19 protein-coding genes are annotated in these 25,738 nt (G+C 38.5%); all 19 read left to right on the top strand.

The genetic code is table 11. The features are described from left to right. Positions 1-102: 102 nt before the first annotated feature. The 19 genes from AACZ49_RS02735 (at position 103) to AACZ49_RS02645 (ending at position 25,713) form a co-directional block, all read left to right on the top strand. Positions 103-4,503, top strand: coding sequence for a CusA/CzcA family heavy metal efflux RND transporter (locus tag AACZ49_RS02735; RefSeq protein WP_339651335.1), 4,401 nt, complete (start codon positions 103-105; stop codon positions 4,501-4,503). Continuing rightward, the gene (locus AACZ49_RS02730) at positions 4,472-5,782 is read left to right on the top strand and encodes an efflux RND transporter periplasmic adaptor subunit (RefSeq protein WP_339651333.1); all 1,311 of its coding nucleotides are present in this window, start codon (positions 4,472-4,474) and stop codon (positions 5,780-5,782) included. Before AACZ49_RS02735 ends, AACZ49_RS02730 begins: the two co-directional genes overlap by 32 nt. Positions 5,783-5,897: 115 nt before the next feature. After that, positions 5,898-6,236 (top strand): P-II family nitrogen regulator, encoded by a 339-nt coding sequence (locus AACZ49_RS02725; protein WP_026753618.1) that lies wholly within the window; start codon positions 5,898-5,900, stop codon positions 6,234-6,236. 59 nt (positions 6,237-6,295) lie between these two features. Next, complete coding sequence (locus tag AACZ49_RS02720; protein WP_339651327.1) at positions 6,296-6,727, top strand: DoxX family protein; 432 nt, start codon at positions 6,296-6,298, stop codon at positions 6,725-6,727. 144 nt (positions 6,728-6,871) lie between these two features. Then, on the top strand, positions 6,872-7,294 hold the full coding sequence (locus AACZ49_RS02715) for a transcriptional repressor (protein ID WP_008992770.1): 423 nt from the start codon (positions 6,872-6,874) through the stop codon (positions 7,292-7,294). 44 nt (positions 7,295-7,338) lie between these two features. Next, a complete protein-coding gene (locus tag AACZ49_RS02710) occupies positions 7,339-7,701 on the top strand; it encodes an STAS/SEC14 domain-containing protein (protein WP_339651323.1) in 363 nt (120 codons plus the stop codon). Then, complete coding sequence (locus AACZ49_RS02705; RefSeq protein WP_339651321.1) at positions 7,698-10,229, top strand: heavy metal translocating P-type ATPase; 2,532 nt, start codon at positions 7,698-7,700, stop codon at positions 10,227-10,229. Before AACZ49_RS02710 ends, AACZ49_RS02705 begins: the two co-directional genes overlap by 4 nt. Positions 10,230-10,274: 45 nt before the next feature. Further along, complete coding sequence (locus AACZ49_RS02700; RefSeq protein WP_339651319.1) at positions 10,275-10,709, top strand: transcriptional repressor; 435 nt, start codon at positions 10,275-10,277, stop codon at positions 10,707-10,709. An 84-nt stretch (positions 10,710-10,793) separates the two neighbouring features. Next, on the top strand, positions 10,794-12,110 hold the full coding sequence (locus AACZ49_RS02695; RefSeq protein WP_339651317.1) for an amino acid permease: 1,317 nt from the start codon (positions 10,794-10,796) through the stop codon (positions 12,108-12,110). Between the two features lie 10 nt (positions 12,111-12,120). Then, entirely contained in the window at positions 12,121-12,297 is a 177-nt protein-coding gene (locus tag AACZ49_RS02690) for a hypothetical protein (RefSeq protein WP_339651314.1), read from the top strand. A 23-nt stretch (positions 12,298-12,320) separates the two neighbouring features. Next, positions 12,321-12,680: an STAS/SEC14 domain-containing protein gene (locus AACZ49_RS02685; RefSeq protein WP_339651311.1), complete on the top strand. Its 360-nt coding sequence runs from the start codon at positions 12,321-12,323 to the stop codon at positions 12,678-12,680. Positions 12,681-12,704: 24 nt separating this feature from the next. Beyond that, positions 12,705-12,971 (top strand): hypothetical protein, encoded by a 267-nt coding sequence (locus tag AACZ49_RS02680; RefSeq protein ID WP_339651308.1) that lies wholly within the window; start codon positions 12,705-12,707, stop codon positions 12,969-12,971. Between the two features lie 171 nt (positions 12,972-13,142). Then, positions 13,143-13,685 (top strand): hypothetical protein, encoded by a 543-nt coding sequence (locus AACZ49_RS02675; protein ID WP_339651306.1) that lies wholly within the window; start codon positions 13,143-13,145, stop codon positions 13,683-13,685. Positions 13,686-13,717: 32 nt separating this feature from the next. Beyond that, positions 13,718-15,676, top strand: coding sequence for a heavy metal translocating P-type ATPase (locus tag AACZ49_RS02670; protein ID WP_339651303.1), 1,959 nt, complete (start codon positions 13,718-13,720; stop codon positions 15,674-15,676). Positions 15,677-16,408: 732 nt separating this feature from the next. After that, positions 16,409-18,205 (top strand): ParB/RepB/Spo0J family partition protein, encoded by a 1,797-nt coding sequence (locus AACZ49_RS02665; protein ID WP_339651302.1) that lies wholly within the window; start codon positions 16,409-16,411, stop codon positions 18,203-18,205. Between the two features lie 263 nt (positions 18,206-18,468). Then, positions 18,469-19,305 carry a DUF932 domain-containing protein gene (locus tag AACZ49_RS02660; RefSeq protein WP_339651299.1) on the top strand — a complete coding sequence of 279 codons (837 nt, stop codon included), beginning with the start codon at positions 18,469-18,471 and terminating at the stop codon, positions 19,303-19,305. 126 nt (positions 19,306-19,431) lie between these two features. After that, a complete protein-coding gene (locus AACZ49_RS02655) occupies positions 19,432-19,869 on the top strand; it encodes a hypothetical protein (protein WP_339651297.1) in 438 nt (145 codons plus the stop codon). Between the two features lie 209 nt (positions 19,870-20,078). Continuing rightward, positions 20,079-24,479: a CusA/CzcA family heavy metal efflux RND transporter gene (locus tag AACZ49_RS02650; RefSeq protein ID WP_339651295.1), complete on the top strand. Its 4,401-nt coding sequence runs from the start codon at positions 20,079-20,081 to the stop codon at positions 24,477-24,479. Positions 24,480-24,513: 34 nt separating this feature from the next. Next, a complete protein-coding gene (locus AACZ49_RS02645; RefSeq protein WP_339651293.1) occupies positions 24,514-25,713 on the top strand; it encodes an efflux RND transporter periplasmic adaptor subunit in 1,200 nt (399 codons plus the stop codon). Positions 25,714-25,738 lie beyond the last annotated feature (25 nt).

Below are 25,738 nucleotides of genomic sequence, written 5' to 3'. Positions count from 1 at the left end.
ATAGCTATATCCTTACGTGATGCTTTTCAAAGTAAGCATCGCATTATAAACGCATTGCATCTAATTGCATTGCGAGGTTTAAACTGAATTAATACTTTTTCTATGATTAACAAAATCATTTCATTTTCCATTAATAACAAGTTTATTATTGGGCTCTTTATAGTGGCACTTGTAGGTACGGGCATTTGGTCTATGGCCACAATAAACCTAGGTTCTGTACCCGATATTACCAACAACCAAGTACAGGTTATTACAGTTGCCCCAAATTTAGGTACTGAAGATATTGAGCAATTTGTTACCTATCCGGTAGAATTGGCAATGGCAAACCTTCCTGATGTTATCGAGCTGCGTTCCGTATCCCGTTTTGGGCTGTCCGTGGTTACCATTGTATTTAAGGACGAGGCAGGCACTTATCTTCCCCGGCAATTGGTACAAGAGAAATTAACCGAAGTTGCTGGAGAAATCCCCGAAGGCTTCGGCACGCCATTTATGGCACCAATAACTACAGGTCTGGGCGAAATCTACCAATACACCTTAAAATTAAAAGAGGGCTACGAAGATAAATACGATGCAATGGAGCTTCGTACCATTCAGGATTGGATTGTAAAACGGCAAATGGCATTAGTCCCCGGAGTGGTCGAGGTAAATGCATTTGGTGGTTATGTAAAGCAGTATGAAGTTGCCATTAACCCTGATAAACTAAAAAGTTTCGGTATTACAATGAATCAGGTTTTTGAAGCATTGAAGGTAAATAATGCCAATACTGGTGGTGCATATATAGAAAAAAACCACCAAGCTAATTTTATCCGTGGAGAAGGTTTGGCACGTAGTATTGAAGATTTGGAAAATACAGTTGTAACCACACAAAACGGAAGCCCTGTTCTAATACGGGATGTCGCCGAAAAAGTAGGCTATGGTAATCAAGTGCGTTATGGTGCGTTTACCCAAGATGGACACGAAACTGTTGGTGGACAAATTTTAATGCTGAAAGGCGAAAGCCCAGGCAACGTAGTCGAAAATGTGGAGAAGCGCATTGTAGAAATACAGAAATCCTTACCTGAAGGCGTTTACATAGATACATTTCTAAGCCGAAGTGAACTCATTGGAAGAACCACAAGTACCGTTGAAAAAAACCTTATTGAAGGTTCATTGATTGTGATTTTTGTGCTTGTCTTGCTTTTGGGAAGTTTCCGTGGCGGATTAATTACCGCTTCGGTGATCCCTTTATCATTGCTCTTCGCATTTATTTTGATGAAACAATTTGGAGTATGGGCGAATTTAATGTCCTTGGGTGCGATCGATTTTGGTATCATCGTGGATGGTGCGGTAATCATTGTGGAAGGAATGGTATTTCACATTCATCAACGGATGAAAAAAACCACAACCGCCATTGACCAGTCTGAAATGGATGAAATAGCGTATGAATCGGCAAGTACGATGATGAATTCCGCATTCTTTGGACAGCTTATTATACTTATTGTATTTACTCCCATTTTGTTCTTAACAGGCGTTGAAGGAAAAATGTTCCGTCCTATGGCGTTTACGTTCGGATTTGCCGTTTTAGGAGCGATTATTCTTTGTCTTACGTATGTTCCGATGGTTTCGGCGATGTTTCTAAAACCTGCTAAAAATCAGAATAGTTGGTTTGCCAAATTTGAAAACAAGATTGATAGGTTCAGTGATAAAATAATGTCCGGTTTAAACAGAGGGTATGTGCCATTGCTGAATTTTGCACTTCGTTTTCGAGCTGGAGTCGTTATAGGCGCTGTTGCCTTGCTTATGATTGCGGGATTTATTTTTAGTAATATGGGTGGCGAATTTATCCCAAAATTTGATGAGGGCGATATTGCGTTTCAAGCGTTGATAAAACCGGGAAGCAGTCTTACAGAATCCATTGAGGCTTCAAAAAAACTTCAAAATTTAATCAATGAATTTCCAGAAGTAAAAACGGTAATTTCAAGAATTGGTGTGGCCGAAATACCGACAGACCCGATGCCTATGGACATTGCGGATAGTTATATTATTCTTGAAAAAGATAAGAGTAAATGGATTTCCGCAGATAGTAAAGAAGAACTTATAGAAAAAATTCAAGAAAAAATTTCAGTCGTTCCCGGCGTAAACTTCGTATTTACCCAACCTGTAGAACTTCGTTTTAATGAATTATTGACGGGTGTCCGAGAAGATGTTGCCATTAAACTATATGGGGAAGATTTGGGCGTTTTGGCAGACAAGGTACAGGAAATCGCAGCGGTCATCAGAACCGTTCCCGGAGCGGCAGACCTCAATGTGGAAGCTACAAGCGGTTTGCCACAAATGACGGTGGTGTATAACCGGGCAAAAATGGCACAATACGGTGTAACCGTTGACAAGCTGAACGATTATGTGAGTGCTTCATTTTCTGGAGAACAGGCGAGTGTGATTTTTGAGGGCGAAAAACGGTTCGATGTGGTCATCCGATTGGCAAAGGAGTTTAGACAGGACATCAATAGCCTTAAAAATCTTTATATAGACCTGCCAAACGGAGCGCAAGTGCCTTTAAAGGAGGTAGCAGATATCAGCTATAAGCCCGGGCCGATGCAGATTTCAAGGGACAATACCTCCCGTCGTATTTCGGTTGGGGTCAATGTTCGTGGGCGCGATGTAAAATCGATGGTCGAGGAAATTCAGCAAAAATTGGAAACGGAAGTGAAACTGCCACCTGGTTATTTTGTAACCTACGGAGGTTCTTTCGAAAACCTTCAACGTGCTTCAGACAGATTGATGATTGTAGTGCCTATCGCGCTTTTCCTAATATTCATACTGCTCTATTTTGCCTTGAGTTCGTTCTCACAATCCCTAATGATTTATATGGCAGTGCCTTTGGCTGCCATTGGAGGAGTCTTTGCACTATTGATACGAGGAATGCCTTTTAGTATATCGGCAGGGGTTGGTTTTATTGTACTCTTTGGAGTTGCGGTTTTAAACGGACTGGTACTGATAAACAAATTCAACGAATTAAAAGAAAGTGGAATGACAGATTTAAAAAAACGAATATACGAAGCAACGCACGAACGCTTACGTCCCATTTTGCTTACGGCAACGGCGGCCATTATGGGCTTTATCCCAATGGCTATTTCTACCTCTGGCGGGGCAGAAGTGCAGCGACCATTGGCAACGGTGGTTATTGGTGGATTACTTACAGCGACGTTTTTAACGCTTGTGGTTCTCCCCGTATTATACTATTGGCTTGAATCCCGAAAAGAAAAGAAGGACAATGGTGGATATGTAAGTTACGTTAAGAAAAGTACAACGGTTATTATTGTATTATTGAGTTTGGGAGGCTTTTTAACCTCAAATTCCGCTACTGCGCAGAATAGCCAGATGGCTCAAACAATTACTTTGGAAGAAGCCATATCTATGGCCAAGGAAAATTATCCTTCCCTAAAGGAAAGTCAAGCTTTAATCGAAAGAGAACAGGCTCTGAAAGGAACAAGTTTTGATTTAGGAAGTACCTCTTTATATACCGGTAGAGAAGACCAAGGGGTGCAACAAGGAATATTGCGTACCTATGGCGTACAACAGGGCAATATTGATTTGCTTTCGGGTTTTTCAAAAAACAAGTTCTACAAAGAACGGGTTAAATTGGGCGAAAAATTCTATGCTGTCAATGAGCAGCAATTGATTCGTAATGTGATGCAGGCGTATGACCTTATCAATTATAACAAGGGACAATTGCGTTTTGCGGAACAGTTGGACAGTGTTTATGCCAACTTTAGGACGGCTGCCGAATTGCGTTATGATACAGGGGAAACGGGCAAGCTGGAATTTATCGCCGCCTCTTCCGAATATCAGCAGATTCAGGTATTACGACAGCAAGCCTATGACGATATAGAAATCGCCAAAAGGGCACTGAAGCAGTATTTGGGCATCGACCAAGAAATTGAAACGGTCGGACTGCCCTACGGCACAATTAATTTTATGAGTGTTTTGGATTCAACTTCGATGGCCAACAACCCAATATTGCAGTATTCGATGCAGAATGCGGAAGTAAGCAAAGCGAATATCGGTGTGGAGAAAGCACAGTTCCTACCAAAATTCAGCATAAGTTATGATAAACTGAAATACAATGATGTGTCTGGCTTTAGCGCATATCAAGCAGGTATCAGCATTCCGCTTTGGTTCTTTCCTCAAAAATCAAGGGTTAAAGCTGCCAAGGCAGATGCAATGGTAGTCGAAAACCAGTATTTGGAACAGAAGGCAATAACTGAAAGTAGGGTTTCCCAACTTTTAAAATCTTTAGAAAAAACCCAAAAGACCCTTGATTATTATCAAGAAGGAGCTTTACTATTGGCCGAAGAACAGATTTCGACAGCTGAACTTGCTTCAAAAGAAGGTGAAATAGATTATGTGAATTATATCACGATCCTGAACAGTGCCATTCGTATAAAGCAGAGTCATTTACAATTTATAAATCAGTATAACCAACAAGCTATTGAGCTACAATATCAATTGGGCAATTTATAACCTTAAAAAAAGAGAAATGAAAAATATACTATTAGTAAGTACCGTATTATTTACACTTATGTTTATGAGCTGTAACGATGCCCAAAAATCTGAACTTGGGCATAACGAAGCTGAAGGCGTATCAAAAACCAATGAAGTTGGAGAAGATGCACACGGCGAAGAAGGCCACGTTGAAGGAGAAGAGGAAGAAGGTGGTCACAGCGAGGAAGAAGGCGTTGTGGAACTCACAAAGCAACAGGCCGAAACCATAGGTTTGGAAATGAAACCTTTGGAGGAACGCAATTTAGGGAACAACATTAAAGTAACAGGAACGCTGGAACTTTTCCCACAGGACAAGGCGAACATAAGTCCTTTTGTTGGTGGAAATGTGAGTTCCATAAAAGTAATCCCTGGAGATAACGTAAAGAAAGGTCAGGTGTTGGCATATATAGAACACCCAGATATCATTGCTATGCAACAGGATTATCAGGAAAAAAATGACGAACTGGTCTTTTTGAAACAGGATTTTGAACGCAAGCAGACCCTTTATGATAAAGGTGTTTCTTCTGGCAAGGAATTTCAAATGGCACAGTCAAAATTTCGTTCCACTACATCCAGCGTCAATGGTTTGCGGTCCCAATTGAGACTGTTGAGCATTAACCCGGACAAAGTGGCGGAAGGACAGATATATTCCGCTGTTCCCATTACCTCGCCTATAAGTGGGTATGTGGATGAAGTAATGATTAGCCTTGGCGATTACGTGGCACAACAATCCAAAATGTTCTCGATAAGCGACAACTCAAAAATTTATGTCAACTTCAAAGTATATGAGAAGGACATAAAGCAAATCAAGCAAGGGCAACAGATATATTTTTCCACGGCCTCTCGTCCAGATGAACTGCTTAAAGCAACCGTTCGGTCTGTTGGTAAAACCTTCAATACAGACCCAAAAGCTTTGGAAGTTCTGGCAGATATTGAAAACAAGGATAAAAACCTACTGCCAGGTATGTACGTGGAAGGACGCATAGTGCAGGGCGAGAAAAAGGGTTTCGCCGTTCCGGAAGCTGCCATTATAAAAGAAGGCGAGCAATCTTTCATTTTCATTTTGGATGAAGATGAAGAAATAGAAGCGAACAAAATGAAATTTAAAATGATACCCGTAACGGTCGGTATTACTGATTTAGGCTTTGTTGAAGTCAATCTTCCTGCCGAAGTTTCAAAGGATGCCAAAGTCGTGATAAACGGAGCTTATAACCTGTCTTCGGAAATGGTTAAAGGCGAACTGGAACACGGACATTAATTCAATAATAATCAAAGATTTTGATTCCGAGTTTGTTTATCGTCTTAATTAGTTAGTTAAAAATTAGAAAACAAGCTCGGTTCAAAATCGATTAAAACATAAAAATATTTTTAAGATGAAAGAAATAAAAGCATTTGTAAAACCGAACCGAATCCAAAGAGTCATTGAAGCACTATCAGATAATGGATTTGAAAGTATGACCCTTTCACAAGCAGAAGGCACTGGCGCATTCAAGGCAAAAGGTGCAAGACCTTCGTTGGATTTTCGTATTACCGATAGTCCTGTGGTTAAGCTGGAATTGGTCTGTCAAAATGAGGAAGCCCAAGCTGCCATTGAAATAATTTTAAAAAATGGCAAAACGGAAGAACCTGGAGACGGCATTATCTATATAGCAAATATCGAGGATGCCTTTCAGATTAAAACCGGGGAATCTCTCAAGAGGTATGACTTATAAAACCAGCTGTGGTGCATTTAACCGAACGCTACGGAAATTAGAAACGAAAAATAAAAAATATGAATGCCAAGTTTATTAAAGTCTTTTTGCGATTAGCAATTTCAATCGGTTTTTTATCGGCGGTCGCCGACAGATTTGGAATTTGGAGCAAAGAAGTTTCTGTTTGGGGGAATTGGGATAATTTCTTGAGTTATACCCAAGTGATAAATCCTTGGATTCCCAATTCACTAATCCCAACAATCGGAATTTTAGCAACCGCAGCCGAAATTGTTTTTGCATTTTTCTTGATAATAGGATTTAAAACGGAACTGTTCGCAAAATTAAGCGGATTTCTATTGTTAGTATTTGCTTTGTCAATGACTTTTTCAACCGGAATAAAAGGAGCGTTTGACTTTTCTGTTTTTAGTGCTTCTGCCGGAGCTTTTGCTTTGAGTCTTATGAAAGAGAAATATTTGGAATTGGACAATCTGATTTCTAAACCGAAAAACTGAACGAAAAATAAAAATGACACCGTATAAAAATAATTGCTTGTCCTTGCCTATTCGGAAAATCCTTGCGGATTTTCCAGTTGATTCTGGACTTGCGAAGTTTATTGCTAAAACACGCAACTATTCTTTCATAAACCTGATATACAAATGGAAAAAATAGTTCAATTTTTAGAAAGCAAAGGAATACGACCTACGGCTATGCGCCTTATGACCTATAAGCGGTTGGCAGAGTTGAATGTGGCCATCAGCCTTGGCGACTTGGAAAAAGATTTTAAGGTCAGTGAAAGAAGTACCCTATTTAGGACTATGAAAGCGTTTGAAGAAAAAGGTATTGTGCATCAAATCGAGGATGGGACCGGAATTATAAAATACGCCCTTTGCGAAGAAAATTGTGAATGTGAGGTCGGCAACGACCTTCATTTGCACTTTCATTGCAACAATTGTAATGAAACGGTTTGTTTAACAGAACATAAAATCCCTCATATCAACCTGCCTGATGGCTATATCACGGAGGACATTAACTTGGTGGTAAAGGGCATCTGCGAAAAATGCAGTGGCAATTTGGATTAAACGTTTGGTTTTTAAATTCAATTATCATTTATAAATAATGAGCAATGATAACAATCTATAAAAAAGAGGCTACTGTATATATGGTAGCAGAGAATAAGCTGGATGCCAAGGATTATGAAAACTTGATACCGGTCTTAACAGAACATATAACTGCATATCAGGAAGTTTCCTGGTACATTGAAATTAAAAATTTTAAAGGCTGGACGGCAAACGCATATTGGAAGGGAATTGAATTAAATCTTCCGAATGAAACGCATTTAAAGCGTGTTGCTTTAGTGGGTAGCGTTAAATGGCAGGAGCAATTTACCGAGGCATTGCTTCCTTTTTCAAAAGCTCATATAAAATTTTATAAGCCAGAAGAAAAAGACAATGCCAAAGAATGGATAAAAAAATATAGTAAAAAATGAAAAAAATACAACTAAAAATCCCAGTCATACTTCCGCAAGTTCCAAACGAAAAAGATACTTGTGTTGAGCGGCTTATAAAAGAATTACAGGCCAAAGAGGGCATCGAAAAAGTGCACGTGGCCGATGCAAACGGAGATGATTTGCCACAGCTCTGTTTTCATTATGACCCCGATATCATTTCCATCGACCGCATTCAATCCCTCGCCGAAAGTACTGGTGCCGAGATTACCGAAAAATACGGGCATTTGCTCATAGAAGTTAAAGGAATCAGACACACAAGGCAGGCTCGTTCCATAGAGAAAAGCCTTTTGGCAATCAATGGGGTCTTGGAAGCTTCCGTTTCAGGCTCTGGAATGATACGACTTGAATTTGATAAAAAGCAAACAAATTTTGATGAAATAAGCAAACAAATTGAAAAAGAAGACCTTCAGATTCAGCGGAGTTCTTCAAACGAAAATGATTACACCAAAGCATCCAGAAAAAAACAGGAGCGTTCAAAGAAGGAAGAGACTAAAGAGCAAACTTCCACAGAGGGACACGAGCACAAAGAAGGCGAGACCCATGAGGAAGGAGAAGAGCACGCCCACGGTGGTATTTTCGGTAAAAATACGGAGCTCATTTTTTCCATTATCTGTGGGGCACTTCTCGGAATAGGTTTCGGCCTTTCCTATGTAGAATCCATCCCAGATTGGGTCAGTCTTTCTTTATACATCGGTGCTTACTTTTTTGGAGGGTACTTTACGGCGAAAGAGGCCATACAGACCGTGGCCAAAGGTGGTTTTGAAATCGACTTCTTGATGTTGGTTGCCGCCATCGGTGCCGCTGCTCTGGGCGAATGGGCAGAAGGTGCCTTGTTGCTGTTCCTGTTTAGTTTGGGGCACGCCCTTGAACATTATGCAATGGAAAAGGCTCGAAAGTCCATTGCGGCACTGGCAGACCTTGCGCCAAAAACAGCATTGCTTAAAAAAGATGGTAAGACAGAAGAAGTTGGAATTGAAAAATTGGGCATTGGCGATATTATAGTGGTCAAGCCCAATAGTAAAATATCCGCAGATGGCGTCGTGGTCAATGGAAAAAGCAGCGTCAACCAGGCACCTATTACCGGGGAAAGTGTACCCGTGGACAAAATTCCCGTGGAAGATACGAGCAGGGACTATTCGGCAGACGATGATATCAAGGACGAAAATCGGGTATTCGCTGGAACTATCAACGGTAATAATACTCTGGAAATAAAGGTAATCAAAGAAGCCAAAGACTCTACGCTGTCCCGACTCGTCAAACTGGTCAACGAGGCGCAGACCCAGAAGTCCCCTACCCAACTGTTGACCGATAAATTTGAAAGATATTTTGTGCCATCCGTACTGATACTGGTTGGCATCCTGCTCTTTGCCTTTCTGGTCATTGATGAACCGTTTAGTGCCAGCTTTTATCGTGCAATGGCGGTATTGGTAGCTGCAAGTCCCTGTGCACTGGCCATTTCAACACCAAGTGCTGTATTAAGCGGGGTTGCAAGAGCGGCTCGTGGCGGGGTACTTATCAAAGGTGGGCGACCGCTTGAGGATTTAGGCGTCATTACGGCTTTGGCTTTTGATAAAACGGGTACCCTTACAGAAGGCAAGCCCAAACTTACCGAAGTAGTACCATTAGGGGATATTGAAGAAAATGAACTGTTAAAGATAGCTGTTGCTGTTGAAAACTTGAGCGACCACCCTTTGGCCAAAGCAGTCGTAAGGGATGGGAAAGAGCGTCTGAAAGGTACTGATATTACCGATGCGTCAGATTTGGAAGCGGTTCTCGGAAAAGGTATCAAAGCGTCCTTGGGCAAGGATAAAATCTATATTGGAAACCTTGACTTGTACGAAGACCTCGATGAAGCAAAACCATCCGAAGAAATATCGAATAAAGTAAAAGAACTTGAAAGCGGCGGAAACACGACGATGCTTATAAGAAGGAACAAAGAATATATCGGTATCATCGCCCTGATGGACACCCCACGGGAAGCGGCCAAGGAAACACTTAAAAAATTAAAGGAAATCGGTATCAAGCGGATGATAATGCTAACCGGGGATAATCAAAAAGTTGCCGATGCCGTTGCTAAAGAAATTGGGTTGACCGATGCCTGGGGAAGCCTGTTGCCGGAGGAAAAGGTTGATGCCATTAAAAAATTAAAAGAACAGGAATCCAAAGTCGCAATGGTAGGCGACGGAGTGAACGATGCCCCTGCAATGGCAAACAGCACCGTAGGTATCGCAATGGGTGCGGCGGGAAGTGATGTGGCCTTGGAAACGGCGGATGTTGCCTTAATGGCCGATAAGTTGGAAACCCTGCCCTTTGCCATTGGCTTAAGTAGGAAAGCAAAGGCCATAATCAAGCAGAACCTTTGGGTAAGCCTTGGGGTTGTGGCACTTCTGATACCGGCTACCATTTTGAGTTGGGCAAATATAGGGGTTGCCGTTGCGTTTCACGAGGGGTCTACCTTGGTAGTCGTGGCCAATGCTCTGCGCCTTTTGGCTTATAAAAAAGATTAGAAAAATTGGGACATAGAAGGACCTGGTTTTTTGAAAGAATATTAAATGACAAAGACGGAAAAAACATTATTGGCTAAAGGGATTCGGCCTACTAAAATGAGGTCGAAGATATACAAGTTCCTGAAAAGGAAACAAAGTGCCGTGTCCTTTTCCGATTTGAAAAAGGCTTTTGTTCAAAAGAGCGAAACCAATAAAACAGCAAACAGAACTACCTTTTATCGCAACCTCAAAATTTTTGAGGATAAAAGTCTAATTCATCAGATTAATGATGGGGTCGGAGTGTCAAAATATGCGATTTCTGATGAAAACGCCAAAGTTAAATATGGTATAGATTTACATATGCACTTTCATTGCACCGATTGTAGGAAAACAATCTGTTTACCGAATAAGATATCGGAAGAAAGCTTGCCAGACGATTATGAAGTGAGCGATGTGAATCTGATATTAAAGGGAATATGTGAAAAATGCAGGCAAAAATAACAGGTGGGAGTTCCAGAACTCTGAACCCTTGCGCCCAATGGTCAGGTTCAGGTTTCTTCCACCTTCTTTAACTTAAAAAATATAATGGCAGAACTAAAAAAATCCTTGGGTACGCTTCGTCTTACTTTTTATGGCGTTGGTACCATTGTGGGTGCTGGAATCTATACTGTGATTGGCGCGGCAGCCGGACAGGCAGGAACCGATATTTGGTTGAGCTTTATTTTTGCGGCCATTGCCGCCAGTATTTCTGCAATGTCCTATGCCGAATTATCATCTACCTACCCAAATGCTGGTGCGGAATTTATATTTGTAAGGAAAGCATTTCCAAAAATTGATATTCCTTCCTTTCTTACGGGTTGGACGGTTGCCTTCCATAGTTCGGCGACAATTGCCGCTGTACTATTGGCATTTTCGGGATATTTCAATACCTTTTTTGAAGTACCGGGATTATTGATAAGCTATGGTGTATTGTTATTGCTTTCTTTGATAAGTATTACAGGTATAAAGAAATCATCAACAGCCAATATCATAATGGTCAGTATTCAATTGTTGGGGTTGCTCATTCTTATCTTTATAGGTCTTAAAGAAACAGGCCTACCAAAAGCTGAAATTTTTCAAATAAAGTCATTCTCTGGAACACTTGCGGCCACGGCGACTTTGTTTTTTGTCTATACAGGTTTTGAGCATATGGCATCTTTGGGTTCAGAAGTTAAAAATCCAGGAAAGACGATTCCTCGTGCCTTTTTATTGACAATGGTAATTACCACCATCTTCTATTTGCTTATCTCATTTACTGTACTCAATATTGCTGACCCAATTGCAATATCAAAGGTGGATTCGCCCTTGTCTTTGGCGGCATCGAATCTTAACTCTTGGCTACCAGTAGTTTTGGCAGTTGCAGCCTTATTTGCCACGGCTAATGCTGCATTTAGCGGTATCATTTCCATAAGTAGGTTATTGTTCGGAATGGCAAGCGTGGGCGAACTTCCAAAATTTATGACTAAAATAAATGCACAAAAAGTACCTTGGGTAACCACATTTGTGGTTATGGCTGCGGTCGCTTGTTTTTTGCTATTGGGCGATATTAAAATTGTAGCAGGTATGTCTTCTTTAGGCGCACTGCTTGTGTTTGTAGCCGTAAATATTGCACTCATTGTTTTACGTTTTAAAGAACCAACACAGAACAGACCTTTCAGAGTGCCATTGTCTATTGGCAAAGTTCCAATACTGCCCATTTTGGCCATATTGGTTAGCCTAACTCTAATTATTCAGTATGATGGATTGGTTTACGCTGCCTTTGTAGGAGCGATAATAGTGGGAATAATACTCGATTATTTTTTGGATAAAAGACCAAGAAAAGAGATAGATGGTAAAGAAGAAAACGAATTGTTTAACCACTAATACATTTTTTATGGACTGGACATTTGAAGAATTTAGAACAGAGCTTGACGCCCTTAATCCATCGGTAAGGAAAAAGGCAATCGAAATTGCGAAAGAATTAATCGAAAAGGAAGACTTTTCAAAAACAGAGGCCATCAAAAAAGCAGTTGTAATGGCTGAAGAATGGTTTTACGATTTAGAAGGATGATTATTAATTAAAAACCATATAAAATGTTACAAATAATCGAGTTAAAAGAAAAAAATATTGTTGCAACAAAAGCTTCGGGCAAATTGAGAAAAGAAGACATAGAAAAAATCCATCCACTTATCCACGCTATACTGGACAAGGGAATGAAAGTCCGCTGGTATTTTGAGATGGACAACTTTACGGGTTGGGATTTACCTGGTTTATGGGAAGACCTCAAAATGGATACGGCCCACGCCAAGGACTATGAAAAAATAGCAATGGTAGGAGATAAAAAATGGCAGGAATGGATAACCCAATTTATGAAGCCTTTTACGAACGCCGAAATTAAGTATTTCAATATAGACCAAAAGGAAGATGCCAAAAATTGGATTGAGAGCCAGTAACCTTATTTCCGTAAAAAATAGACGATGAATAAAAAGAATATTTTTATTACCATACTAATTGGGTTTGCCATAGGTGTTTTTATCATTCAACCTTTGGGAATAACAATTTTCACGTTTAGCAGACAGAATTATGAAATTAATTGGTGGCAATATTTAATAAATAATTTCATTGAAATTTTGAATATCAATGGGAATCAAATTTTTGAGAATATTCTGTTTGGATTATTAGGTGCCAGTGTTGCGCTGATGTATTATTTCGGTAACAGAGAAAAGGATATAGATAACAAGTAGGGGTAAATCGTTATGTGAAAGAGTGAAATTTTTTATTTAAATAAGTTAAGTGAAAACTTAATTAATAGCAGGCAGCTTTTATGATGCTTCTTAAAGCAAAATGATTAATAGCATTAAAAGCAAAAGTAGAAGCTGCTTTTTTTTTTAGTTATAAAATTAAAGATGGATATTATGAATGTTAAACATTGTATTTTAATAATCTTGTTGGTTAGTTATTATAAGGTAAACGCCCAAAAAGTTTATACAACTGAAGAAGGTCATATTATGATGATGACTTTGGTTGATGATAAACCCGTCAAGGCAGAAAGCCATAAATTGGCCTTATATCTTGATTATGATTCCAAAGTGGTTAATGGTGTACTTGACCTAAAAACCTTATCTACGGATATTCCAGAAATCAATACCATTTTACAAGAGGAAGAAGAACCTCTTATGCTGCGCTTTACAGGGACTATTCCATCTGAAGATTTTCTCTCAAAACAACACGACCCAATTTTATTTAATTGGTTGGTATCTGTTACATACAAAGACAAAACCTATAAATCAGTCTTTAAAACGACCCTTACCCATTTTGACCAAGGTACAACCATTTCTTGTTTGATAAGTGCTAAAGGGCAGGTTTTGGTTTCGGATACAGGATTGGACAAATTGATACAAGGTTTGGATAAAACTTTAGAAGTGCAATTTGCCCAATTGGTGTTGAGATTGGAATAACTGTAAATTCAAATAAAATTACAATCGAATTTATGAAAAAAAAGAAACTGAATTTAAGAGATTTAAATAAAACTTCATCCGACAATCACAAGCGTAATGATGGTCACAACCATAGCAGTCCGGAAAGTATAGGGAATTTTAAAATTTATGTACCAGCAATTTTCAGCTTTGTAATGCTGATTATTGGTATTGCGATGGATTATTTTGACGTAGCTTTTTTTAAAGATTGGATACGTATTGTCTGGTATGCAGTCGCATATCTTCCAGTAGGTTTTCCTGTGATAAAGGAAGGTTGGAACAGCATCAAAAATGGCGATTTCTTTACCGAGTTTTTATTGATGTCCATCGCAACCATAGGTGCATTCGCCATTGGCGAATATCCCGAAGGTGTGGCAGTAATGTTATTTTATGCGGTAGGCGAATTGTTCCAAAGTGCCGCCGTTAAAAGAGCCAAGAGAAGCATCAAGGCATTACTGGATGTAAGACCTAATGAAGCCTTGGTCTATAGGAACAACAATTATGTTTCTGTAAATCCCGAAATCGTTGCTATTGGCGAAAAAGTGCAAGTCCGTGTGGGCGAAAAAATCCCTTTGGATGGTATTTTATTGTCCGAAAAAGGCTCGTTCAATACCGCAGCATTAACAGGCGAAAGCAAACCTGACACCATTGCAAAAGGAGAAAAAGTATTTGCAGGAAGCATCAATCTGGATGGCGTTATTGAAATTGAAACGACCAAAGAATTTAAGGATAGTTCTATTGCAAGAATTCTTGATATGGTGCAAAACGCCACCGCACGGAAATCAAAAACCGAATTGTTCATTAGAAAGTTCGCAAGAATCTATACACCAATCGTTGTCTTTCTCGCGATTGGATTAACGTTTATACCCTACTTTTTTGTGGACGATTATGTCTTTAGCGATTGGTTGTACAGAGCATTGATTTTCTTGGTCATTTCCTGTCCGTGTGCTTTAGTCATTTCAATTCCGTTGGGTTATTTCGGGGGATTGGGAGCAGCTTCAAAAAATGGCATTCTGTTTAAAGGAGCATCGTATTTGGATGAAATGACAAAGGTTAATACCGTTGTTATGGACAAAACAGGAACGGTAACCAAAGGTGTTTTTAAAATCAAAGAAATAAAAGCCATTGGTTGGAAAGAACCTGAATTTATGAAATACCTAATGGCGATGGAAGAACAATCCACTCATCCCATTGCCAAGGCCATTATGGAATATAAAGCCGATGGCGAAGATTTTCAAGCTTCCGAAGTAACTGAAATAGCAGGAAAAGGCTTAAAAGGAACAGTAAACGGCAAAACCGTATTGGTTGGGAATAAAGCATTGATGATTTCAAACAATATCGAAGTTCCATCTGAAACCGACAACATTGTAGAATCTATCGTGATGGTTTCCATTGAAGACAAATTTGCAGGCTATGCAATTATTGCAGATGAGTTAAAGGATGATGCACACGATGCCATCAAACAAATTCGGGAATCTGGTATTTCAAAAATCATAATGCTTTCGGGCGATAAGGATTCCATTACGCAACAAGTCGCAAAAGAAATGGGTGTAGATTGGGCAAAAGGCGGTTTGCTTCCAGAAGATAAATTGAAGGAAGTCGAAAAACTAATGTCCGAAAACGATAACAAAGTTGCGTTCATTGGCGATGGCATAAACGATGCGCCAGTTTTGGCAGTAAGTGATGTAGGTATTGCAATGGGTGGTTTAGGTAGCGATGTCGCCATTGAGACCGCAGATGTCATTATCCAAACAGACCAACCGAGCAAAATTGCAAAAGCTATTAAAATAGGTCGTTCAACCAGACGTATTGTATATCAAAATATTACGCTTGCTTTTGGAGTAAAAGCTGTTGTACTTGTTTTGGGTGCAGGCGGTCTGGCAACAATGTGGGAAGCTGTATTTGCGGATGTGGGAGTGGCTTTGTTGGCGATTTTAAATGCTGTTAGATTGCAGAAGATGAAATGGAAGTAATAGACCAAATATCAATCAAATCGGCACTTTGATGTCAGAAAATCGGAGAATAAAACGTTTTAATAAGCGCAATAAGATTGAACCCAAAAATAATGATGGTTCTAATAGAGATAAAATAATTTGGGTTGGCATTATAATAGTAATTGTTTTGTTAACCCTTTTTTTGTTGTTATTACAATTTTTAAATGCGTTTATATCTATTTAGATGCAACGATGTTATAGAAGATTATATAGAAATAACTAAAATGGATGTATCAAAAACAGAGAAATAAAAGAAATAAGAAAGTTGGTAAATCGAATAATCAAATCACAAAAAAAGACAAGTTCAATGGAATTCTTGCAATAATTTTTGTGGTAATATCCGCCGTGTTATTGTACTATTTTGTGCTAAAAGGGAATATTCATAAACATTGACTGTTGGATAGAATATATTGTTCATAATGGTCCGTTCGTAGTGAAACAAAAAAATCTATTACTCTCGATTACGAATACGCTCGTCCCTAACTTCAGCATAATAACCCGACATTTTATACGATTTGGCGTGCCAGTAAGGGGAGTTTATTATCATACAATATACCCGCAATTTAAACTCGTAAAATACTTCCATCAAAAGACTACGGCATAAAGCCATCGCTTCTTCCTACACTTATTTATTCCGTTTCCTTTTGAGCCAAGATTTTATCTTCCGTTTGGTTTCTGCTCAAATATTGTTTAATCAAAAATTTGAGTATTATGACAACAAAAGCGAGTACCACAAGAAGGAGCGGTAAAAAAATTACCACCGCCAAGAAAGAAGTCAAAGAAAAATTGACACAAAAAGCGATTGGGCTTCAGATTGAGAACCTATCAATTACAAAGGTCATTCCAGACCCGATGCAGCCAAGAAAGACTTTTAATGAAGCACATCTGCAACAACTTTCCGAAAGCGTCAAAAAGCACGGAGTTCTACAGCCTATTACAGTCCGAAAATCTGGAAACGAATTTATCATCGTGATGGGCGAACGTAGGTATCGAGCAAGTAAGCTGGCCAACAAGAAAACTATTCCGTGTATTGTCAGGGAATATAAGAACAACGATGTTCTTGAAATTCAAATCATCGAAAATTTGCAAAGGCAGGATGTTGAACCTACCGAAGAAGCTGAGGCGATTGCTTACTTAAGCGAAAAATATGCGCCTACAGAAATTGCAAAGCGATTGGGAAGAACGGATAACTTTATCAGACAACGATTAAAGCTGGCTGGTTTGATTGAAGGTTTCAAACACTTCGTCCGTAATGGCGAAATGACGATTTCGTTAGGTGTGGGTGTTGCACTTTTTGAACCGGAAGAACAGCAGATGATGTTGGAAACGATGGGCGAAGATTTTAGTGCCCATCAGATAAACAGGATGATAAAAGACCAGACCTATGATTTAGAGAAAGCACCTTTTGAGGTAGCTGATAAAAAATTGGTTTTGAAAGCTGGCTCTTGTGTAGAATGTCCATTCAATGCTGCAAATCAAGGCAATCTGTTCGGCGATGGTAAAATGGTCTGTACAAAATCAGCTTGTTATGAAACGAAGAAAAGCAAGTCGTTCTTGAATTTGATTGAAAAATCGAAACAAGAGAACATACTGTTAATTCCTGAAATACGACAGTATTGGGCAGACGAGGAAAACAATCAGCTGATTATTTCACAATTGGAAAATGGTGGATTGAAAGTTTATCTTTTGGATGATGTAGAAATAATCGAAAAACCTACAAAACCTACAATAGAGGCAATTAAGAAAGAATACCAACATTACGATTATTCCGAAGATGAATTCAAAGCAGAGCTGGATGAAGCCTTACAGCACTACGAAGAAGAATTGGAAAAATACAATTCCGCTAAAGAAAATGAATTTGTAAAAGGTATTGTGTTCCATCCTGAAACATACAGACACAAAGAAGTCTTTATGAAGATTGTTGAACAGTCCAAAAATGAATTGACAACGTATTCAGCAACTTTGGAAAACAGAAAAATGGCAGATTGCACACCTGAAGAACAAATCATCAAAATCAGCGAAAGGGAAATCCGGAAGCAGCAAATCGAGAATAATAGACAATTTGAAGAAGTTGTTGAAATGATTAGAGAGACCAAATACATCGAAACAAAGAAAACGCTTTCGGTAGATGAAATGGTGGCTTTCTCTATATCGCTTTTCGAAAACAATGTGGATTATATGAGCCAACAAAAATACTTTTCAGGATTGTTGGGAGATACTTCTAAAATGACCAGAATTGAGATGGTTGAGAATTTCAAAAAGAAGTTCAAAAAAGAAATCTTTCATAAGCTGATACGGTATATGCTTACTAAACAAGTGCATTTTGGCGAAAGTAATCATACCAATAATTTGACAAATGTTTCATTTTATAAGGCAATGCAAGGATATTTTAAAACCAAGATTGCTGATATCGAAAAGGAATATTCCGAAAAAAAGGATACCCGTGAAGAACGTTTGAAAGAGCGAATAGCAATTCTTGAAAAAGAAATTCAGGAATTGAAAGAGTAGCTTTTGTTGTCGGAAGGAAGGGTCAGCATTCGTGCTGGCTCTTCTTTTTTTTAGATAATTTTTAATGGGATAGGTTACTAAAAAGTAAAAAATAATCAATCAATATAACCGCAATTTAAACTCGTAAAATACACCCATCAAAAGACTACGGCATAAAGCCAACGCACTGCCCCAACGCTTATTTATTCCGTTTCCTTTTGAGCCGAGATTTTAGCTTCCGTTTGGGTTAAGCTCAAATATTGTTTAATCTAAATTCAAAAGCTATGTATTTACAAAATTTACAGCAGGATGAAATCTTTGTTTCAACAGAAATGAAATCCTTAAAAACCCTGACCCAGATGGAATCCCGACGAGGGCTTGAAAACGTCATCATTTCAAATGGCAAAATTGTCAATGTGGTCTCGAACAGCTATGGACACATTCCAAATCAGTTATTCTTCAAAAAAGCTGAAGAAATGCTATCCGATGCACAACTGAACTTCCACAAACGCACCATAAACAAAAATGATAGGTCATTCATTACAGACTTCATCATCGATGACAAAAGCCAGTTTACTGTCAAGAACCATAAAGACTTAATACTGCCGATGCTTCGGTTCAAAAACTCTTATGACGGTAGTGAAAAGACTTCTGGGCACTTTGGGTTTTATCGAAAAGTATGTTCCAATGGTTTGCACGTTTCACAAGCTGAAATTGAGTTTTCCATCAAGCATAGTAAGAACAATACAGACCTGATAATGCCAAGACTGAACAATCTGTTCTACAAGTTTTTGGACAACGAGTTTTACACCATAGTTCAGAAATTCGATACTATGAAAAATGTTAAGATTATTGACACTAAAGAATTTGTGAAAGCAATTCTCGACAAGACAAAACTCTTCAGGTATGAATGTAGCGACAAGAATAGCGACCCTTCAAAAAAATCTCGTGAAGTCATTGAAATTTTAAATTATGAAGCCCTGTTGCTTAATGAAAAACCCAACCTGTGGTTAGGTTACAACGCCTTCAATGCAGTTTTGCACAATACATTAAAGAAGAGTTTTGGGCAACAAGAACGATTGGATAAAAAACTATTCAATGAAGTATATGAAATGGCTTAAAGCCAACAGGTTTATCCAGTACCTTAAACTGGATTTTTTTCTTTTGTCTAAAGTGGTCTGAATTATTAATTAAGTTAGTTGAGCGCTAATTTTCACAAATAAAAAATATTAGTATCTTTGTGATTAATGCAAAAAACAAATAAAATAGCGGCATTTTTCTTTCTAGGCTTGTTTAGCCTAATGATGCTGCATCAGGTTTTTCCGCATTTACACCATCAGCACGAGGATTCTCATTCCCATTTAGATATTGCCCATACTGGCGAGGACAGTCATCACGATGATAGTTCCCAAGAGAAAGAAGATTCCTCTTACGGGTTTTTTGGTTTCGTTATGGATATGCATACCCATTCCACTGTGTCCAGCGATATAGTCTTACTTGAAAGAAATACAATCGAGAAAAAGACCGTTGTTGACAAGGATGTTCTAAAGAGTGTTGTTGAAACTAAAGGAATTTTTTCAGTTGAATATAGGCAAAATAGTAAACCGCCTATTTATCATCCACCCAAAAATTATTTCAATTCTTATCTCTCATCCCTCGACTCACGAGGCCCACCTACCTGTTAATTTCTCTTTAGTTTAATAAAATTAGACGGATACATTCATAGTATCTGCAAATTTATTAAGCTTTGGTAATAGCAATCTTCGCTTTAATTACCATTTTACCATATTTATTTTTTAAGAATTAATCATTGGTTTTGTATAACTCAAATCCATAGATAACCTGTATGGTATTTTCATTTTTATTATTTACGACTTAAAATATTTTAAACATAATGTTAGACAAAATCATCGCATTTTCGATAAACAATAAACTTGTTATCGGATTATTTACGCTGGCTCTAATTGGATGGGGCTCATATTCGCTAACACAGCTACCCATAGATGCAGTTCCAGACATCACAGACAATCAAGTTATGGTTATTACCATATCACCCACTTTAGCGGCACAAGAAGTAGAACAATTAGTTACGTTTCCAGTAGAACAAACAATGGTTAGTATTCCTGGGATTAAGGAGATGCGTTCCTTTTCTCGTTTCGGACTTTCCATTGTAACTATTGTTTTTGAGGAAAGTGTAGACTTATATTGGGCAAGGCAGCAAGTTCAAGAACGCTTGTCAATAGCAGCCAAAGATATTCCTGAAGGCATCGGAAAACCTGAAATGGGACCCGTAACTACAGGGTTGGGTGAAATTTATCAATATGTAATTCATACCGAAAGAGGATATGAAGATAAATATGATGCCACCGAATTAAGAACTATACAGGATTGGATTATCAAAAGACAACTATTAGGAACACCTGGTGTTGCAGAAGTGAGTGGTTTTGGTGGTTTAGTCAAACAATATGAAATTGCCATAGACCCAGATAAACTTCAAAGTATGAATGTTACTATTGAAGATATTTTTACCGCTCTGGAAAAAAACAATCAAAACACGGGTGGCGCTTATATAGATAAAGGTCCTAATGCCTATTTTATTCGGAGCGAAGGACTTGTGAACAATTTACAAGAATTGGAAAAAATAGCTGTTAAAGTTAATAACGGAACACCAGTACTTGTAAGGGATGTTGCCAAAGTACAATTTGGTCACGGCGTGCGCTATGGAGCGGCTACGCGAAATGGAGAAGGCGAAGTTGTTACAGGAATTGTAATGATGCTAAAGGGAGCAAACTCTTCCGCAGTTATCAATGATGTAAAAGCTAAAATTGAACAGATTAAAGAAACTTTACCCGAAGGCGTAACCATTGAGCCCTATCTGGATAGGAAAGGTTTGGTGGACCGTGCAATAGGGACTGTAACAACTAATCTTACGGAAGGTGCTTTGATAGTAATTTTTGTACTAATCCTCTTTCTTGGAAATTTAAGAGGTGGTTTGATAGTGGCTTCGGTCATTCCGCTCTCAATGCTTTTTGCAATCGCGATGATGAACCTCTTTAAGGTTTCCGGAAACTTAATGAGTTTGGGCGCCATAGATTTTGGTCTTATCGTAGATGGGGCAGTAATTGTAGTTGAATCCGTAATGTTCGGAATTCATACCAGTAAAAAGAAGTATTCTGGAGTTGAAAAGCTATCGTCCGAACAAATGGATTCCGAGGTAAAATTATCTGCTGGGAAAATGATGAATTCCGCTGCCTTTGGACAAATCATAATATTAATCGTTTACGTGCCTATTTTGGCTTTGAGCGGAGTTGCAGGAAAAATGTTTCATCCAATGGCTCAAACGGTAATGTTCGCTATTCTTGGAGCATTAATTTTATCACTTACCTATGTTCCAATGATGTCTGCCCTCGCACTGGGTCGCAAGACGGAACATAAACGGAATTTTTCCGATAAAATGATGGATTTCTTTCAGCGTATGTACCAACCTATTTTAGAAGCTGCCCTGCACGCTAAACTATTGGTACTTGGATTGGCAGTAGGATTATTTATTATAACGCTGATAGTTTTTGCAAATATGGGTGGTGAGTTTATTCCCCAATTGGACGAAGGAGATTTTGCGGTTGAAACCCGAGTGCCTGTTGGAAGTTCCATCGACCAGATGATTGATGTTTCTCAAAAGGCGCAGACCATATTATTACGTGAATATCCAGATGAAGTGAAGCAAGTTGTAAACAAGATTGGTTCAGGGGAAATTCCAACAGACCCGATGCCCATTGAAGCAGGTGATATGATGGTTATTTTAAGTCCAAAAGCGGAATGGACAAAAGCTGGCGGAAGAGAAGAACTGGCAGCAGTGATGAAAGAATCCCTGTCCATTATCCCGAATGCTACTTTTAGTTTTCAACAACCCATACAAATGCGTTTCAACGAACTTTTAACAGGTGCAAAACAGGATGTTGTAATAAAAATTTATGGCGAAGACCTCAATATTCTTTCAGACTTGGCAAGTAACGTGGGTAGCAAAATAAAGTCGGTTGAGGGTGTTGAAGATTTGTATGTGGAAGAAGTGACCGGATTACCACAGATTAATATTCAAATGAACCGCGATAAGATTTCTCAATATGGAATGAACATCGAGGACATAAATAATGCTATCGAAACTGCCTTTGCGGGTACTTCGGCAGGACTTGTTTATGAAGGGGAACGTCGATTTGACCTTGTTGTGAGATTGGACAAAAATTTCCGAACCGATATTACAGATGTGCAGAACTTATATGTTAGCACACCACAGGGAAATCAAATTCCGTTAAGTCAGGTGGCCAACATTTCATTTGAACCAGGACCTGTACAGATTCAACGTGACAATGCAAAACGTCGGATTATTGTTGGCTTCAATGTACGTGACAGGGATGTACAAAGTATAATTGAGGACATTAAGCAAATTATGAATTCGAAAGTTGATATGCCAGCAGGTTATTATGTAACCTATGGCGGTCAATTTCAGAACTTGCAAGAGGCTAATCAGCGGTTAATGATTGCTTTGCCAGTAGCTTTGTTACTTATTTTAGTACTTCTTTTTTTTACTTTTGGTTCAATGAAACAAAGCTTGCTCATTTTTACGGCGATACCTTTATCTGCCATTGGTGGTGTTTTTGCACTAATCATAAGAGACCTACCTTTCAGTATTTCAGCTGGAATTGGATTTATTGCCCTATTTGGTGTGGCGGTTTTAAATGGAATCGTACTCGTAGCAGAATTCAATAGGCTGGATAAAGAAGGTGTGACCGATATTTATGAACGCGTCATTAAAGGAACTCGTGTGAGATTGAGACCTGTATTAATGACGGCAACTGTAGCTGCTTTAGGTTTTTTACCTATGGCGTTATCAAATTCATCAGGTGCGGAAGTACAGCGCCCATTGGCTACCGTTGTTATTGGAGGATTGATTACGGCGACTGCATTAACCCTTATTGTCTTGCCAGTCTTGTATATCTATTTTACGGAAGGAAAAGTAAAATTGAATTTAGGAAGAAAAAAAATAGCCACTACTTTAATCGTGATTGGCGGTCTATTCTTTCCAGCAATGCAACTTCAAGCACAAGAAACAAGTATGGTGCAAGAACGTGAAATTACATTGCAGCAGGCTATTGAAATGGCACTTCAGAACAATAACCGTATTAAAATCGCTCAATATGAAATCGAGGTTGAAGTAAAAGGAAAATACGGTGCTATAACTATTCCCAGAACAGAATTTTCATATCAAAATGGCGAATTTAATACGCCTACGGTAAAGGATAACCAATACGGAGTTACACAGCGTATTAATTTTCCAACAGTTTATACCAGTCAGTTTAAACTCGCAAAAGCAAGAGTTAGTAGCAGTGAACAACTAAAGGTTATAGAAGAAAATGACCTGATTGCGGATGTAAAAACAGCCTATTCCAGAGTTGTGTTTTTAATGCAGAATAAACAATTATTGCAGCGTCAAGATAGTCTATATGGCAATCTCAACCGTTCAAGTTCGATGCGTTATGAATCTGGCGAATCCACAAAATTGGAAAGTGTAACCTCGGCAACGCAATCGATGCAAATAAAAAACAAGCTTCAACAAAACGAAGCCGATATGCGTATCGCCAAAAGACAGCTTCAGGTAGTTTTAAACACAAATGATGACATTAGTATTACAGGTAGTGAACTGGTTCGGCGTGAGATAGATTTAGATATTGAAAACCAGTCTGTGGAGCAAAGCCCGTTTTACGTTTATTTAAAACAACAGTTAGAAGTAAGGAAAAGGGAGACCAATGTAGAAAGGAATAAAGTGTTACCCGATATTATGTTCGGTTATAATAGCCAAACATTTATTGGGGCTCAAAATAGCGGTATAGCAAACCAAAATTTTAGTGACAATGACCGATTTTCATTCTTTCAAGTAGGTGTTGCAATTCCCATTTTTCCTGGTGGACATCGTGCCAAAATTCAAACGGCCAAAATCGAAGAAGTCATCGTCCAGTCTCAAATCGAGTTAAATAAGACGCAACTACAAGGGGAACTACAAAATTTATTGCAAGAATATTACAAACTTCAAGGCACTTTAGATTATTATCAAAATGAAGCTCTGCCACAAGCGGAACTTATCATTGATAATTCGGAAAAGAGCTTTAAAAGCGGGGATGTTTCCTATACGCAATACTTGCAAAACCTCACTTTGGCGAACAGTATTCAAACAGAGTATCTAAACACACTATATCAATATAACCAGTCCATCATAGTAATCGAAGCCTTATTGGGCTTGTAAAAATCTTGTGATATCACATTAAAACATAAAAAAGATGAAAATTAAATTCAATACAAAAATTTCGCTACTCATTTTATCCACCCTATTTATGGTGGCTTGTGGCAATAAGGATTCTGAAAAAGTGGAAGGTTCCGAAAAATCTTCGATGAAAGATGAACAACCAGTTGCAACTGGAACCAAACAAATCACTTTTACCAAAGACCAATACAATCTTGCCGGAATTGAAACCGGTGCGATTGAAATGAGAAATTTAAGTAACATAATAAAACTAAATGGAACCATAGATGTTGAGCCTGAAAGTATGGCTTCTGTATCTGCACCTTTAGGAGGTTATTTAAAAACGGCTGGCAGATTGCCCGGTGAAGCAATTAAAAAAGGGCAAATCTTGGCAACCATTGAAAATCCTGAATTTATCCAAATCCAACAGGGCTATTTGGAAAGTTTAAGCAGACTTCAATTTCTTGAAGAAGAATTTAATCGACAAAAGAAATTGAGAGAGGAGGACATCAATTCAGCAAAAACATTTCAACAGGTTTCTTCTGATTATAAAATAACACAAGGAAGAGTGAAGGCATACGAACAGCAGCTTGCCCTTGCGGGAATAAGTAGAAGTTCTGTCCAAAATGGCAATATAACACGAACCGCAAATCTTTATGCGCCAATTTCAGGTTTTATAAAAGCCAGCAATGTAAATATTGGGGATTATGTATCACCACAGGATGTTCTATTTGAAATTGTCGATTTAAACGATATTCATTTGGCATTGAATGCCTTTGAAAAAGATTTGGGAAAGTTGGAGATTGGTCAAACCGTTAAATTTTCACTTTCTGATGACAATACCTTCAATCGTACTGCCGAGGTTTTCTTAATTGGAAAAGCGACTGGTAGTGACCGTATGACGCCAGTTTATAGCCATTTAAACAAAGAAGACAAAAAAGGATTATTACCAGGAATGTACGTAAAGGCTTGGGTAGAAAGCGGCACAAATAAGCAAAATGCAATCCCTTCAGAAGCTTTAGTTCAATATGAAGGAAAAGATTTTGTAGTTCTTCAAACCGAAGAAACGGAAAATGGCTATACATTCAAGTTAGAACAGGTTAAAAAAGGAATTGAGCAGGAAGGATATACAGCCATAACATTTGCTGATGGTGCTACTGTTCAAAATTTTAAACCTGTTGTTAAAAACGCTTATTCCATCTTGTCTGCATTAAGAAATTCTGAAGAAGAAGAATAATTTAAAAATCAATAACAATAAAATT

This window comes from uncultured Maribacter sp., assembly GCF_963975365.1.
Taxonomy (GTDB): Bacteria; Bacteroidota; Bacteroidia; order Flavobacteriales; family Flavobacteriaceae; genus Maribacter.
Note: the sequence above shows the minus strand (reverse complement) of the source record. Positions and strands in the feature narration are given on the sequence as shown.